This window comes from Mesorhizobium huakuii, from assembly GCF_014189455.1.
GTDB classification, from domain to species: domain Bacteria; phylum Pseudomonadota; class Alphaproteobacteria; order Rhizobiales; family Rhizobiaceae; genus Mesorhizobium; species Mesorhizobium huakuii_A.
In genome coordinates this window covers 2,737,547-2,750,868 of the sequence record NZ_CP050296.1, presented here as the reverse complement: position 1 = coordinate 2,750,868, position 13,322 = coordinate 2,737,547, and the positions used below count along the sequence as shown (strand labels likewise).

General features: G+C 63.7%; 15 protein-coding genes and 2 pseudogenes. 8 read left to right on the top strand and 9 right to left on the bottom strand.

Going from position 1 to position 13,322, the window contains the following annotated elements:
* The first annotated feature begins 118 nt into the window (after positions 1-118).
* The 3 genes from HB778_RS13690 (at position 119) to HB778_RS13680 (ending at position 2,560) form a co-directional block, all read left to right on the top strand.
* Positions 119-1,216 carry a zinc-binding metallopeptidase family protein gene (locus HB778_RS13690; RefSeq protein WP_183464363.1) on the top strand — a complete coding sequence of 366 codons (1,098 nt, stop codon included), beginning with the start codon at positions 119-121 and terminating at the stop codon, positions 1,214-1,216.
* Between the two features lie 64 nt (positions 1,217-1,280).
* On the top strand, positions 1,281-1,886 hold the full coding sequence (locus HB778_RS13685; RefSeq protein WP_183464362.1) for a DUF1236 domain-containing protein: 606 nt from the start codon (positions 1,281-1,283) through the stop codon (positions 1,884-1,886).
* 386 nt (positions 1,887-2,272) lie between these two features.
* Positions 2,273-2,560: an addiction module antidote protein gene (locus HB778_RS13680; protein WP_183464361.1), complete on the top strand. Its 288-nt coding sequence runs from the start codon at positions 2,273-2,275 to the stop codon at positions 2,558-2,560.
* A gap of 124 nt (positions 2,561-2,684) precedes the next feature.
* On the opposite strand, the gene HB778_RS13675 is transcribed toward HB778_RS13680, so the two are convergent.
* Positions 2,685-2,990, bottom strand: a complete 306-nt coding sequence (locus HB778_RS13675) for a hypothetical protein (protein WP_183464360.1) — start codon at positions 2,988-2,990, stop codon at positions 2,685-2,687.
* Positions 2,957-3,265, bottom strand: a pseudogene (locus HB778_RS43460) (hypothetical protein); the annotation flags it as partial. The gene HB778_RS13675 and the pseudogene HB778_RS43460, both read right to left, overlap by 34 nt.
* Before the next feature lie 272 nt (positions 3,266-3,537).
* On the opposite strand from HB778_RS43460, the gene ffh reads away from it, so the two are divergent.
* Genes ffh through rpsP form a run of 3 tightly spaced genes read left to right on the top strand, consistent with a single transcriptional unit; the run spans position 3,538 to position 5,929 of the window.
* Positions 3,538-5,142: a signal recognition particle protein gene (gene ffh, locus HB778_RS13670; RefSeq protein ID WP_183464359.1), complete on the top strand. Its 1,605-nt coding sequence runs from the start codon at positions 3,538-3,540 to the stop codon at positions 5,140-5,142.
* Positions 5,143-5,149: 7 nt separating this feature from the next.
* The gene (locus HB778_RS13665; RefSeq protein WP_096451779.1) at positions 5,150-5,476 is read left to right on the top strand and encodes a chorismate mutase; all 327 of its coding nucleotides are present in this window, start codon (positions 5,150-5,152) and stop codon (positions 5,474-5,476) included.
* Between the two features lie 51 nt (positions 5,477-5,527).
* A complete protein-coding gene (gene rpsP, locus HB778_RS13660) occupies positions 5,528-5,929 on the top strand; it encodes a 30S ribosomal protein S16 (protein WP_010912392.1) in 402 nt (133 codons plus the stop codon).
* Between the two features lie 75 nt (positions 5,930-6,004).
* Here rpsP and HB778_RS13655 read toward each other — a convergent pair whose 3' ends face one another.
* The 4 genes from HB778_RS13655 to HB778_RS13640 all read right to left on the bottom strand — a co-directional run bounded on the left by HB778_RS13655 (position 6,005) and on the right by HB778_RS13640 (position 8,474).
* The gene (locus tag HB778_RS13655; RefSeq protein ID WP_183464358.1) at positions 6,005-6,268 is read right to left on the bottom strand and encodes a YMGG-like glycine zipper-containing protein; all 264 of its coding nucleotides are present in this window, start codon (positions 6,266-6,268) and stop codon (positions 6,005-6,007) included.
* A gap of 139 nt (positions 6,269-6,407) precedes the next feature.
* On the bottom strand, positions 6,408-6,935 hold the full coding sequence (locus HB778_RS13650) for an SRPBCC family protein (protein ID WP_183464357.1): 528 nt from the start codon (positions 6,933-6,935) through the stop codon (positions 6,408-6,410).
* Between the two features lie 90 nt (positions 6,936-7,025).
* Entirely contained in the window at positions 7,026-7,436 is a 411-nt protein-coding gene (locus HB778_RS13645) for a DoxX family protein (protein ID WP_183464356.1), read from the bottom strand.
* A gap of 132 nt (positions 7,437-7,568) precedes the next feature.
* Positions 7,569-8,474, bottom strand: a complete 906-nt coding sequence (locus HB778_RS13640) for a bestrophin family protein (protein ID WP_183464355.1) — start codon at positions 8,472-8,474, stop codon at positions 7,569-7,571.
* 175 nt (positions 8,475-8,649) lie between these two features.
* On the opposite strand from HB778_RS13640, the pseudogene HB778_RS13635 reads away from it, so the two are divergent.
* Positions 8,650-9,048 (top strand): annotated as a pseudogene (locus tag HB778_RS13635) (ACT domain-containing protein); the annotation flags it as partial.
* A gap of 12 nt (positions 9,049-9,060) precedes the next feature.
* On the opposite strand, the gene HB778_RS13630 reads toward HB778_RS13635, so the two are convergent.
* The 3 genes from HB778_RS13630 to HB778_RS13620 all read right to left on the bottom strand — a co-directional run bounded on the left by HB778_RS13630 (position 9,061) and on the right by HB778_RS13620 (position 11,143).
* The gene (locus tag HB778_RS13630) at positions 9,061-9,414 is read right to left on the bottom strand and encodes a GNAT family N-acetyltransferase (protein WP_244661981.1); all 354 of its coding nucleotides are present in this window, start codon (positions 9,412-9,414) and stop codon (positions 9,061-9,063) included.
* A 389-nt stretch (positions 9,415-9,803) separates the two neighbouring features.
* Complete coding sequence (locus HB778_RS13625; protein ID WP_183464354.1) at positions 9,804-10,838, bottom strand: aspartate-semialdehyde dehydrogenase; 1,035 nt, start codon at positions 10,836-10,838, stop codon at positions 9,804-9,806.
* Positions 10,839-10,945: 107 nt separating this feature from the next.
* Positions 10,946-11,143 carry a hypothetical protein gene (locus HB778_RS13620; RefSeq protein WP_183465335.1) on the bottom strand — a complete coding sequence of 66 codons (198 nt, stop codon included), beginning with the start codon at positions 11,141-11,143 and terminating at the stop codon, positions 10,946-10,948.
* A gap of 296 nt (positions 11,144-11,439) precedes the next feature.
* On the opposite strand from HB778_RS13620, the gene HB778_RS13615 reads away from it, so the two are divergent.
* Positions 11,440-13,320: a DEAD/DEAH box helicase gene (locus HB778_RS13615; RefSeq protein ID WP_183464353.1), complete on the top strand. Its 1,881-nt coding sequence runs from the start codon at positions 11,440-11,442 to the stop codon at positions 13,318-13,320.
* The last annotated feature ends 2 nt before the right edge of the window (positions 13,321-13,322 follow it).

Sequence of the window (13,322 nt, the reverse complement as noted above, 5' to 3'; positions counted from 1 at the left end):
AGGTCGCCACCCAGCTTGCGGCGAAATTGCTTCGAGACATGCGGAACACCGGCCGGCGATTGGCGTTAGGCACTGCCGCCGCACACTTATATGCTGGCTCTGATGGTTTGAGACCGACATGAAACTCTTCGACTGCCCGCATTGCGGCCACCGTCTCTACTTCGAGAACGCGCAGTGCCTGAATTGCTCAAGCCTCGTGCTTTACGATCCCGAACATGCCCGCTTTGCCCTGTCGGGTGTCGACGGCATCTTCCAGTGCACCAATGCCGATGAATGCGCCTGCAACTGGATGGCCGAACCGGGACATGGGTTTTGCCGTGCCTGCGGGCTGAACCAGTTGATCCCCGATCTCTCCGTCGACGGCAACCGCCGCCGCTGGATCCGGGTCGAGGCGGCGAAGAAGCGCGCCATCTATTCGCTGCTCGCCTTTGGCCTGCCGGTGGCGCCCAAGCAGAACTCGACGGACGAGGTGGGCCTCGCCTTCGACTTCCTCGCCGACCCGATCGGCGGCGGCCCTGGCGGCGAACGCATCCTCACCGGCCATGACAACGGCCTGATCACGCTCAATGTCGCCGAGGCCGATTCGGCCGAGCGCGAGAAGCGCCGCATCGAGATGGGGGAGAATTATCGAACGCTGCTCGGCCATTTCCGCCACGAACTCGGCCATTACTACTGGGACCGCCTGATCCGCGACAATCCGCAGAGGCTGGACGCTTTCCGCGCTTTGTTCGGCGACGACCGCGCCGATTACGAACAGGCGCTGAAGGCCTATTACGCCAATGGCGCCGCGCCCGACTGGCAGCAGAACCACATCTCGGCCTATGCCACCTCGCACCCCTGGGAGGACTGGGCCGAGACCTGGGCCCACCATCTGCACATCACCGACACGCTGGAGATGGTCCATGCGTTGAACTTTCCGCTCGGCCGGCTGGAGACGGTGGAAGCCAACGAGTTGCCCAGAGGCGACACCGGCGGCGAACTGCAGGCCGCCCCTTCGGAGCCCGCCAACGCACCCGAGCCGTTCGAAAAGATCCTTGCCCGCTGGCTGGTACTGTCGGAGGCCTCCAACTCGATCAACCGCTGCATGGGTCTGCCCGACCTCTATCCCTTCGTCATTTCGGACGTTACGGCGCGAAAACTGGCCTTCGTTCACGAGCTTTTGACCGGCCTGCCGAAAGCCGCGCGAACAAATCGTGAGTGGGCGCAGGCGTTTTAGCCGGAACGCATGCGCCGCTGCCCCGTTCTCACCCCCGAGGGACCATGAAGACGGAGAGAAAACCATGAAATCCCTATTGTTTCCCGCGATCGCCGGGATGATGACCGTGATGTCGGGTGCCGCATTTGCCGACACCGCCGTCTCAGCCGTCACCGATCTCAACGTGCGCGCCGGCCCCGGGCCGCAATATCCTGTCATCGGCGTGCTCGCCGCTGGCCAGTCGGCGACGCTCAATGGCTGCATCGAACACAGCAAATGGTGCACCATCGCCGAAGCCGGCGGCCAGGGCTGGGTCTATTCCGACTATGTGACGGCCGATTTCAGCGGCAGCCGGGTGGTGCTGACGCAGCGTCCGCACGGCTCCGCCGTCGCCATAGTCTCGCCACCGGAAGACATCGGCAGTACTTCGAACGACTATACCGGCGCGATCATTGCCGGCGGTCCGGTCGAGGGTGATTTTCCCCCGCCGCCGGCCGAAGTCCGCACCTATGTCGACACGCATCGCCTCGACCCCGTCTATCTCGACGGCGAGGTGGTGACCGGCGCGACCTTGCCCGACACGGTCGATCTGCGCGAAATTCCTGACTACAACTACCGCTATGTCTATGTGAACGGTCAGCCGGCGCTGATCGATCCGCAGACACGGCGCATCATGTACGTGGTGCGTTGACGGCAGGCGAATGCCGCCACGAAGCGCGGCCGTCTTTCTTGGAAAGCGCCAATCACTGAGGTCGGCGCCCCTCATCTGCCTGCCGGCATCTGCTCCCCGTGAACGGGAGAAGGGAGCTGGCCGCAACGCTGGCGCCTTTTCGGCAACGCGGCGATTGGCGAAATCGGCGATGAGGGCAGGCAGATGAGGGGCGGCGCCGAGGTTTCAAAAGGGCGACGGGGCGGATTCAATCCTATGGCGCGGAAGGAAAATGATTGCGCGCAATTCACGCAGCTTAACATGCCAAAGATGTGAACTATAGTTCGCAGACGATTGGCTCGCCAAACCACCGACTTTCGGTCGCGACATCAAAAAGGCCATCCAGATGGCCAAGGAGCTAAATGATCATGGCAATCGAGACCGTCCCCTTTGATCCAGCCGAACATCTGGGCAGCGCCGAAGGACAGGCCGAACTGCTGACCGATGCCTTTGCGACCGGCGACCCCAGCTATATCGCCAACGCGCTTGGCATCATTGCCCGGGCGCGGGGTATGACGGCAGTTGCAAAGGAAGCGGGTGTCACGCGTGAAGCTCTCTACAAAGCACTGAGACCCGATGGCGACCCACGCCTTTCGACGCTGCTGGGGGTCACCAAAGCACTCGGGGTGAAGATCACAGCTGAGCCGGCGAGCTGATGCCGGCAAGATCACCTCGCAGGGCGGTTTTCTGGCAAAATCGGATACGACAGACCACTGCAATAGCCGCCGCACGCCTTGCCGCCCGGCAGTAGTGGGTCAGTTGAAAGTTCAGGCCGCGTTTTCAGCGTAACTGGACATCTAGCACCCGCTCTCGCTCTGCGACTTCGGCCTCTGTCAACGATCCCATGTAGAGGCAATTGGCAATTTGGTTCTTTTCCGAAGGGGAGATGCCGAACGATTTATCCAATTTGGCCAGCTCGTCGATGCAAATTCGACGAAGCGCCGCATGCATCTGCTCTTGCGCCGCCTCGTCTTTCTGACGCTGGTAATTGCGATATTCGCTGAAAAGGTAATAGCCGACGCCAACGATCACCGCGATGCATGCGCCAGCAATTAAGAAACGCAAACCAGAGTTGGCCTTGTCCAATTCTCCCCCTCCCATAGAAAGCAAAACCGCTTTGGGCGCTTTTCATACGTTCCGCGAACCAACGGCTTTTCAGCTTCCTTCGCTTCGATCAGCGCAACGATATCGTCAATCTTTCAAAGCTTGCCAGTGGCGCCAGCGGCCATCTCTGGCGTCACGCGCAACGTGGCATGGATGCGAACAAAATTGTAGTGACGTGAAGCGCCACCGCATTAGCGTGAGCGTCTTACTTTCTTGGAAAAGCCGTTTTTCAGGCGGGTGAAGCGGCGCATGTGCATACCCCGGCACGGCCCTTGTCTTGACTCCGCGGCCGATTTCCTGTCTACACGCGTCGAATTCCGCGACGAGTATCCCTCCGAGCAAGCCGACCAGGACGCCGAAGCCTCTTTGAGGCCAAGTGCTGTAAATCGATCCTGGAGGCCAACACCCGGCAGCGCTGAGCGCCCCCGGGTGCTTTTTGGCTTTGCGCTTGCACGGGCTTTTGCTTGGACACTTGGCGCGAACCCATTACTTCTCGGATCGAACCCGAACCGAGATCGAAGGACCATAGATGTTTGAATCGCTGCAGGAGCGCCTTGGCTCCATCCTGAACGGCCTCACCGGCCGCGGCGCGCTGTCGGAGGCTGATGTCTCGGCGGCCCTGCGCGAGGTGCGCCGTGCGCTGCTCGAGGCCGACGTGGCGCTGGAAGTGGTGCGGTCCTTCACCGATAAGGTGCGCGAAAAGGCTGTCGGCGCCGCGGTGCTGAAGTCGATCAAGCCCGGCCAGATGGTCGTCAAGATCGTCCATGACGAACTGGTCGACATGCTGGGCGCCGAGGGCGTCGCCATCGACCTCAATGCGCCGGCGCCGGTCGTGATCATGATGGTCGGCCTGCAGGGCTCCGGCAAGACGACCACTTCGGCCAAGATCGCCAAGCGGCTGAGCGAGCGTCAGAACAAGAAGGTTCTGATGGCCTCGCTCGACACGCGGCGTCCCGCCGCGCAAGAGCAGTTGCGCCAGCTCGGCGAGCAGGTCAAGGTCGCGACGCTGCCGATCATATCAGGCCAGAACCCGGTCGACATCGCCAAGCGCGCCGTCCAGGCGGCCAAGCTCGGCGGCCATGACGTCGTCATCCTCGACACCGCCGGCCGCACCCATATCGACGAGCCGCTGATGGTCGAGATGGCCGACATCAAGAAGGTGTCGAGCCCGCACGAGATTCTGCTGGTCGCGGATTCGCTGACCGGCCAGGACGCCGTCAACCTGGCGAAAAGCTTCGACGAACGCGTCGGCATCACCGGCCTGGTGCTGACCCGCATGGACGGCGATGGCCGTGGCGGTGCGGCCCTTTCCATGCGTGCCGTCACCGGCAAGCCGATCAAGCTGATCGGCACCGGCGAAAAGATGGACGGGCTGGAGGAATTCCACCCCAAGCGCATTGCCGACCGCATCCTCGGCATGGGTGACATTGTCAGCCTGGTCGAGAAGGCCGCCGAAAACATCGACGCCGAGCAGGCGGCGGCGATGGCCAAGAAGATGCAGTCGGGCAAGTTCGACTTGAACGACCTCGCCCAGCAGCTTCAGCAGATGTCGAAAATGGGCGGCATGGGCGGCATCATGGGCATGATGCCCGGCATGGGCAAGATGAAGGACCAGATGGCCGCCGCCGGTCTCGACGACAAGATGTTCGGCCGCCAGCTCGCCATCATCTCCTCGATGACCAAGGCCGAGCGCGCCAACCCTGATATGCTCAAGCACTCGCGCAAGAAGCGCATCGCCGCCGGCTCCGGCACCGATGCCGCCGAGATCAACAAGCTGCTCAAGATGCATCGCGGCATGGCCGACATGATGAAGGCGATGGGCGGCAAGGGCAAAGGCGGCGGCCTGATGCGCGGCATGATGGGCGGCCTTGCCTCCAAGATGGGCCTCGGCGGCATGATGCCTGGCGGTCTTGGGGGGATGGGCGGCGGCATGCCCGATCTGTCGAAAATGGACCCCAAGCAGCTCGAAGCCTTGCAGAAGCAGGCGCAGGCCGCCGGCCTTGGCGGCATGAAGGGCCTGCCTGGCGGCCTTCCCGGCGGCGGTGGCCTGCCCGGCCTGCCGGGCGGCATGAAACTTCCAGGCCTTCCCGGCCTCGGCGGCGGCGGACTGCCAGGTCTCGGCAAGAAGAAGTGAGGACGCTATGAACGAAGAAAAAGACATGGCCGACGCACGCACCATCCTGGCCGGCTACCGCGCCTCGATCGACAACATCGATGCCGCCCTCATCCACATGCTGGCCGAGCGCTTCCGCTGTACCAAGGCGGTCGGCGTGCTGAAGGCCGAGCACGGCCTGCCGCCGGCCGACCCGGCGCGCGAGCAGCAGCAGATCGCCCGTCTTCGCCAGCTGGCCAAGGACGCGCATCTCGACCCCGATTTCGCGGAGAAATTCCTCAACTTCGTCGTCCGCGAAGTGATCCGCCACCACGAACAGATCGCCGCTGCCAACGGCGTGATGAAAACCGGCTGAAATCTCAGTCAAACATATCAAACCAAATCAGAGCTTTTAGGAGATAAAGAAATGGCACTGAAGATCAGACTGGCCCGTGCGGGCTCGAAGAAGCGTCCTTACTACCACGTCGTCGTCGCCGACGCCCGTTCGCCGCGCGACGGCCGGTTCATCGAGTCGCTCGGCTCGTGGAACCCGCTGCTGCCGAAGGACGGCGAGCGCGTCAAGGTCGATGCCGACCGCGTCAAGCATTGGCTGTCGCATGGCGCCCAGCCGACCGACCGCGTGCTGCGCTTCCTCGATGAGGCCGGCCTTGCCAAGCGCGACGCCCGCTCCAACCCGAAGAAGGCCGAGCCGGGCAAGAAGGCGCAGGAACGCGCCGCTTTGCTGAAGAAGGCTCAGGAAGACGCCGCCGCCGCCGTGGCGGCCGCTGCCGCGGCTCCCGCCGAGGCGGAAGCCGCTACTGCCGAATAAATATTGCTTCATCGCATCGACAAAACGGCGGGCCTGTGCCCGCCGTTTTGCTATTCCAGACTTCGCGTAGCCTGATCAGTAGCCGCTCGGGCAGCGGTCGACATAGACACGGCCGTGACGGTCTCGGTAGCGGCATTGGCCGCTTTCGCTGGCGTGCCCAATCAGGGCACCCGCAACGGCGCCAACCGCACCGCCGACGACTGCACCCTGGACCGGATCTCCGGCCACGGCTGCGCCGATCGCGGCACCACCAAGGCCGCCCACAGCAGCGCCTTTCTCTGTTTGCGAGCATGCGCCCAGGGCCGTCGCCAATACCAGAATGGTCAAGATTTTCTTCATTATCATTCCTCTCACACGCGGGTCGCCGTCTCGCCGCCAAGTGCTTAACTCGCAGCCGGCTAATTTGATCCGAGAGAGGATGAAGATAGCGACGCCGCTCGCTCAGGCGACTTCCGGCGAGCGGCTGTGTGCAATCGGATCATGCCTCGGTGTTGCGCTTCAGATTGGCGAGGCCGACCTCGAAATCCCGGCCGATCAGTGTGTCGAAATTCATGAACAGGCCCATCAGCTTGGCGATGAAGGGCCGGCTGCCGCGCATCGCCCAACTGACGGCGGTGTTCTCGCCCGATGGCGTCAAGGTGAAGTCGACACTGTTGTTGGCGCGGAACGGCTTCTCGAAATCGAGCTTGAGTGAAACCAGCGACGACGGCACCGAATTGACGATCTCCATGCGCCCTTTGCCGGCCTTGCCATTGCCTTCCCAGGCATAGACGGCGCTCTTGCCGCTTTGCGCGCCGGAGAGCGTGCGCTTCATGTCGGGGTCGAGTTTTTCATAAGGCGACCATGTCGGCCAGCGGCTGAAATCGTTGATCAGCGGGAAGATCGCTTCCGGCGAAGCCTTGATGGTGGCGGTGCGGGTGGTGACGAAGTCATTGGGCCGGGTTGCGGCATAGACGAGGACGGCGGCGATGATGACGACCAGGATGATGAGGATGGTGCTGAACATTTTTCTCTCCTTAAGCAGAAAAGTGTGAAGCGGTTTTCCCGGGAAAAGCGCATAGCGCTTTCCCTAGGGAATTGCGTCAAAACAGTGAAACTATCGGCTGAATGGGATCAGCTCGCGCACCCTGGGGTTGCGCAGATAGAGGCCACCCCACAGGATGATGCCGAGATAGACGCCGAACAGCGTGTGCGAGAACAGCGGATTGCCGATCCGCGCATTGGTGGCGATGGCCCCGCCCATATAGGCGGTGAGCAGGATGGCGCCGAACACCGAAGTGCGCGGCAAGGCGTAGAGCGCCGTTGCGGTCAGGCCTATGACGCCGAGCAAGCGCGCGACATTCGGATCTGCCGGCCAGCCCAGCGGCACCATCGTCTGGGTGACGATGTCGAGCGGCGGCAGCTTGATGGCGCCGTCGAAGATCATGAACAGGATGATGAGGCCGCTGAGCACGCGGCCGGTCCACAGGGCGCCGGACGAGACAAGCGCGGTTTCGGAAATGCTCATTGGTGGTCCCTCCTGATGGTTCGAACCCCTTTCGCCGGGGTCAAACCAAGGACGCGGCATGAGGCGGCAATCCTACAGGGGGCTGGGCTTTTTCGGTCCGTCCTTTGGCCGGCAGGCAAGCCGGACCGGATTTCAGGAGAAATAAAACTTCTCGGCCGGAAGCATTTTTGGCGGCGTTTCCCCCAGCGCCTCGAACACCGAGATTTCGCAAACGCGGCACAGGCCGTCGAGCGCGAGGTCGTTGGCTTCGGTGCCGAACGGGTCCTCGAGCTCCTCCGAAAGTGCGTCGAGGCCGAAGAAGGTGTAGGCGATCAGCGCCGTGAACAGCGGCGTCGCCCAGCCGGTGGTCGAGATCAGCCCGATCGGCAGAAGCAGGCAGACGATATAGGCCGTGCGGTGCACCAGCAGCGTATAGGCGAAAGGCAGGGGCGTACCGGCGATCCGCTCGCAGCCGGCCTGGATAGCTGACATCGACGCCAGCCTTTCATCGAGGATGCGGAAGCCGATCGGATCGACGTCGCCCGAGCGCCGCTGCGCATTGGCGCGGCGGCCCATGCGCCTAACCATCTCGTCGGCCGGATTGGCGAAATTCGCGACCGCCTCCGCCTCAGTGTCGATGAAGGCGCGGGCGTCCTTGATGCTGTCGATCTTGCGCAACTGGCCGCGCAGGAAGTGGCAGAAGGCCAGCGCCTCCATCAGCAAGGCGCGCTGTTCGGCCGGGTCGGGAATGAGACTGGTCGTGGCGCGCGCCAGATTGCGGATTTCGAAGACCAGCGCGCCCCACAGCTTACGCGCCTCCCACCAGCGGTCATAGGCGGCGTTGTTGCGGAAGGACAGATAGATCGACAGCGTCACGCCGACCAGGCCGAACGGCGTGATGTTGAAGACGCCGAGATCGAGCTCGAACCATCGCGCCAGAGCCAGGATGACCGCCGAATAGATGGCGAACCCAAAAATCTGCGGCAGGATGCGCGGCACCACGGAGCCGCGCATGATGAAGAACAGCTGCAGGAAGTTTGGGCGCGGGCGAACGATCATGGACGGCCTTTCACGGACCGGCGTCGGCCCTCAGCTTCTGTATTGTGCGATGCGACAGGCCCGCAAGCCCAGCCGCCAGCGACATCGCCATGTCGTGCGCGTTGCGCCGGCTATCGGCATGTGCGGGTTGCGGATATTAGGGAGCCTGCTGACCATTCCCATTCAGGCGAGAGAAATGACCGGCGAGACCGATCTGAAGACATTGTTGGCATCCATGACGCCGGAATTGCTCGACGGCATCCATGTCTTCGCCACGCTGGCGCCGGGCATTTCCCCACCCGATGGCCTCGACCCGGTGATGGTGTTTCGCGAGCGCGAGGGCACGACGCTGATCGTGACGGAGGACGCGGCAAAGACAGCCGGGCTGGCCGCCTCGTTTCGCTGCCGGATGATCACGCTGAACATCCACTCATCGCTGGAAGCCGTCGGCTTCCTCGCCGCCATCACCACGCGCCTCGCCGCCGCCGGCATGGGCGTCAATCCGGTCTCGGCGTTTTATCACGATCATCTGTTCGTTCCGGCGGAGCGGGCGGAGGAGGCGTTGGGGCTGCTGCGCCAGCTCGCCAAAGGACAGCGCTGGCTGAAATTAGAGTCTGCGGACATACAAGATATCAGGCAGACCTTCCTCGTTGGTCGTGCCGTCGCCGAACGCTTCCGCGCGAAAGCCATGGCGCTCGTAGAAGCGCCGGGCTCCGGTGTTGGATTGGAAGCAGTGCAGTTTCGCGACCGGCAGGGCAGCGGTGGCGTCGATCAGCAACCGGCTGCCGATGCCTTGTCCTGTCCAGGTCGGGTCGAGATAGAGTTGTTCCACCCATTCGTCGCTGACGGCGATGAAACCGATGATCTGCTCGCCCGCTTCGGCGACTGTCGCCTGCTGCCGTGGCAGCACGATATCGCGGATGAAAAAGAGGTCTTCGACCGGCGTGTGGATGACCGGCATCCAGTCGAAGGAAGCAAGTGCTGCCCGCATGATTTTTGCAATGGGAGCAGCGTCCGAGCCGATGGCCGGACGCAGAGTGACAGGCCGAGTACCGTTCATAAGTAAGCTCAATCTGAGGGGCAGGTGCGCGCTTTCCCTTCTCCCCTTGTGGGAGAAGGTGGCCTCACGAAGTGAGGTCGGATGAGGGGTGTTCCAGCTTGGCAATGACGGCACTCCGTCACGCACCCCTCAACCGTCTCGGCGCTGCGCGCCGATCCACCTTCTCCCACAGGGGGAGAAGGAAAGGGCGCCATAAGCCCAGGACCGCGGGCCGCCGGTCGTCCGGCGCCCTCGCGGAGGGCCCGCCGCGGCAGCGGCGATACGGCCCGTGAGCGAAAGCTAAACCGCCGTCAGGCCGCCTTCTTCTTCGGCTGGATCAGGCCGCGCTCGACCAGGAGCTCGGCGATCTGCACGGCGTTCAGCGCCGCGCCCTTGCGCAGATTGTCGGAGACGACCCACATCGACAGGCCGTTGTCGACGGTCGAATCCTCGCGGATGCGCGAGATGAAGGTGGCATCCTCGCCGGCCGATTCCAGCGGCGTGATGTAGCCGCCGTCCTCGCGCTTGTCCAAGACCTGGCAGCCGGGCGCGTCGCGCAGGATATCGCGTGCCTCGTCGGCGGTGATCGGCTTCTCGAACTCGATGTTGACCGCTTCCGAATGGCCGATGAACACCGGCACGCGCACGCAGGTCGCCGTCAGCTTGATCTTGGGATCGAGCATCTTCTTGGTCTCGGCGACCATCTTCCACTCTTCCTTGGTGAAGCCATCGTCGAGGAAGACGTCGATATGCGGAATGACGTTGAAGGCGATGCGCTTGGTGAACTTCTTGACGTCGACCTGGTCGGCGACGAACACCGCGCGGGTCTGCGTGAACAGCTCGTCCATGCCTTCCTTGCCGGCGCCCGACACCGACTGGTAGGTGGCGACGACGACGCGCTTGATGGTGGCGAAGTCATGCAGCGGCTTCAGCGCCACCACCAGCTGCGCCGTCGAGCAGTTCGGGTTGGCGATGATGTTCTTGCGCGTGAACAGCGAGATCGCGTCCGGGTTCACTTCCGGCACGATCAGCGGCACGTCCTGGTCGTAGCGGAAGGCCGACGAATTATCGATGACGACGCAGCCCTGCTTGCCGATCTTCGGCGACCATTCCTTGGAGACGTTGCCGCCTGCCGACATGACGCAGATGTCGGTGTCGGAAAAATCATACTGGTCGAGCGTCCTGACCTTCAGCGTGCGGTCGCCGAACGACACTTCCGTGCCCTGGCTGCGCCGCGACGCCAGCGCCACGACTTCGCTTACCGGAAAGCCGCGCTCTTCCAGTATGTTGAGCATTTCCCGGCCCACATTTCCCGTGGCGCCGACGACTGCAACCTTGAAACTCATAAAGATCTCCTGTCCCTCTCCGCTTGGTTTGTTGGAGAAAACCCGCCGGCCAATGCGGGTTCCGTCCCCCGGGCCGAACCCGGGAGAGGGTGGTTAGGCCAAGGGAATCACACCGTTTTGGTGGTGGTTTTGGTGGTGGTTTTGGCCATGGTTTTGCTGGAACGGACGGACACGTCTAAGCGCCCGGCCCAATGCTTTACATTGTGGCTGGGGGCGTCGAATGCAAGAAGAGCCATCAAAAGGCCGCGCATCGAAAAACGATCCCGTTCGAAGCGGGCTTTTACGCGGTTTGCGGCAGGAGTCAATTGGCGGCCTCTCTTCCTTCTCCCCTTGCGGGAGAAGGTGGCCTCGCGAAGCGAGGCCGGATGAGGGGTGCTCCAGCTTGGCGCCGACGGCACTCCGTCACCCACCCCTCAACCGTCTCGGCGCTGCGCGCCGATCCACCTTCTCCCACAAGGGGAGAAGGAAGAACCGGTGCGGCTCTCCCTGTACAAGAGCGACGCCAAGAAGTACGAACGGCCAAGATTGTTTGGCTGGCGCGGCGCCGGCCCCGGCTCGTGCTCCATGATGAGCGCAGACCCCTGAATTCCGAAAGAGCGAGATGTCCAACTTTGAAGGTATCGTCCCGGCGCTGGCACAGGCGCTGGAAAAACGCGGCTATTCCGAACTGACGCCGGTGCAGAAGGCCGTGCTGGAGCTTGGCCAGGCCGATGCGCTGGTCTCGGCGCAGACCGGTTCGGGCAAGACCGTGGCCTTCGGCCTTGCCATGGCGCCGACGCTGCTCGACGGCGCCGAGCGCTTTGGCGCGGCCACGGCACCACTGGCGCTGGCGGTGGCGCCGACGCGCGAGCTGGCGCTGCAGGTGACGCGTGAACTGGAATGGCTCTACGAGCCGACCGGCGCCACCGTGGCGTCCTGCGTCGGCGGCATGGACATGCGCACCGAGCGCCGCGCGCTGGAGCGCGGCGCCCATATCGTCGTCGGCACGCCCGGCCGCCTTCGCGACCACATCACACGGCAATCGCTCGACATGTCGGCGCTCAGGGCCGTGGTGCTCGACGAGGCCGACGAGATGCTCGATCTCGGTTTTCGCGAAGACCTTGAATTCATCCTCGACGCCGCCCCGGCCGAACGCCGCACGCTGATGTTCTCGGCCACCGTGCCGCGTTCGATCGCCACGCTGGCCCAGGGCTATCAGCGCGATGCCGTCCGCATCTCGGCCGCCGGCGAGGAAAAGCAGCATCTCGACATCGAATACCGGGCGCTCAGCGTCGCCCAGGCCGACCGCGAGAACGCCATCATCAACGTGCTGCGTTTCTATGAGGCGAAGAACGCGCTGGTGTTCTGCAACACGCGCGCCGCCGTCAACCATCTGACCGCGCGCTTCAACAACCGCAATTTTTCCGTGGTCGCGCTGTCGGGCGAGCTCAGCCAGAACGAGCGCAGCCACGCCCTGCAGGCGATGCGCGACGGCCGCGCCAAAGTCTGTATCGCCACCGACGTCGCGGCACGCGGCATCGACCTGCCCAATCTCGAACTGGTCATCCACGCCGACCTGCCGACCAATCCGGAAACGCTGTTGCACCGCAGCGGCCGCACCGGCCGCGCCGGGCGCAAGGGCGTCAGCGCGCTGATCGTGCCGGGCAGCGCCCGCAGGCGCACCGAGCGGCTGTTGCAGAATGCCGGCCTCAAGGCGACCTGGGCAAGCCCGCCCTCGGCCGACGACGTGATCCGCCGCGACGACGAGCGCATTCTCGCCGACCCGGCCTTCGACGAGCCGGTGAAGGACGATGAGCGGACCTTCATCGACGCGCTGCTCGCCAAACATGGCGCCGAGCAGGTGGCCGCGGCCTTCGTGCGCCAGTGCCGCGCCAGCCGCTCGGCGCCCGAGGATCTGATGGACGTAGCACCCTTCACGCCCTCGCGTGAAGGATTGGCGCGTGAAAGACCGGCGGGCGAAAAATTCGCGCCGCGCGACGAGGCGCCGAGCCGCCGCGACGATTTCGGCGCCAGCGTCTGGTTCTCGCTGTCGGTCGGCCGCCGGCAGAATGCCGAGCCGCGCTGGCTGATCCCGATGCTGTGCCGCACCGGCAGCATCTCGAAGCGCGAGATCGGCGCCATCAAGATGCAGCCGGAAGAAACCTTCGTGCAGATCGCCGCGGACTGGGCCGAGCGTTTTCTCGCCGCCATCGGACCCGACCGCAAATTGCAGGGCAACATCGTGGTGAAGCGGCTGGACGGCACGCCGGACCTGTCGCGGGCCGGCTATCAGCCGCCGAGCCCCGACAAGAAGCCGCATCGCGGCAAGGCGCCGTTCGACCCGAGCGCGCCGAAGCGCAAATTCGAAAAGCGTGCACCGGCTTCAGCCGACCAGCGCCCGGCAGCCGCGCATGAGGCAAAGCCGTGGGCGAAAAAGCCGGGCAAGCCGAAATTCGACAATGCCGGCCCGCCAAAGCACAAGAAGGCGAAACGGCCCTCGTAAGA

Excerpts from the sequence above, each read along its gene's own strand:
- HB778_RS13640 (WP_183464355.1), bottom strand. The coding sequence starts at position 8,474 with ATGATCGTTCGCCCGCGCCCAAACTTCCTGCAGCTGTTCTTCATCATG.
- HB778_RS13615 (WP_183464353.1), top strand. The coding sequence starts at position 11,440 with ATGTCCAACTTTGAAGGTATCGTCCCGGCGCTGGCACAGGCGCTGGAA.
- HB778_RS13680 (WP_183464361.1), top strand. The coding sequence starts at position 2,273 with ATGGCAATCGAGACCGTCCCCTTTGATCCAGCCGAACATCTGGGCAGC.
- HB778_RS13685 (WP_183464362.1), top strand. The coding sequence starts at position 1,281 with ATGAAATCCCTATTGTTTCCCGCGATCGCCGGGATGATGACCGTGATG.
- HB778_RS13690 (WP_183464363.1), top strand. The coding sequence starts at position 119 with ATGAAACTCTTCGACTGCCCGCATTGCGGCCACCGTCTCTACTTCGAG.
- HB778_RS13665 (WP_096451779.1), top strand. The coding sequence starts at position 5,150 with ATGAACGAAGAAAAAGACATGGCCGACGCACGCACCATCCTGGCCGGC.
- HB778_RS13655 (WP_183464358.1), bottom strand. The coding sequence starts at position 6,268 with ATGAAGAAAATCTTGACCATTCTGGTATTGGCGACGGCCCTGGGCGCA.
- HB778_RS13630 (WP_244661981.1), bottom strand. The coding sequence starts at position 9,414 with ATGCCGGTCATCCACACGCCGGTCGAAGACCTCTTTTTCATCCGCGAT.
- HB778_RS13625 (WP_183464354.1), bottom strand. The coding sequence starts at position 10,838 with ATGAGTTTCAAGGTTGCAGTCGTCGGCGCCACGGGAAATGTGGGCCGG.
- ffh (WP_183464359.1), top strand. The coding sequence starts at position 3,538 with ATGTTTGAATCGCTGCAGGAGCGCCTTGGCTCCATCCTGAACGGCCTC.
- HB778_RS13650 (WP_183464357.1), bottom strand. The coding sequence starts at position 6,935 with ATGTTCAGCACCATCCTCATCATCCTGGTCGTCATCATCGCCGCCGTC.
- rpsP (WP_010912392.1), top strand. The coding sequence starts at position 5,528 with ATGGCACTGAAGATCAGACTGGCCCGTGCGGGCTCGAAGAAGCGTCCT.
- HB778_RS13645 (WP_183464356.1), bottom strand. The coding sequence starts at position 7,436 with ATGAGCATTTCCGAAACCGCGCTTGTCTCGTCCGGCGCCCTGTGGACC.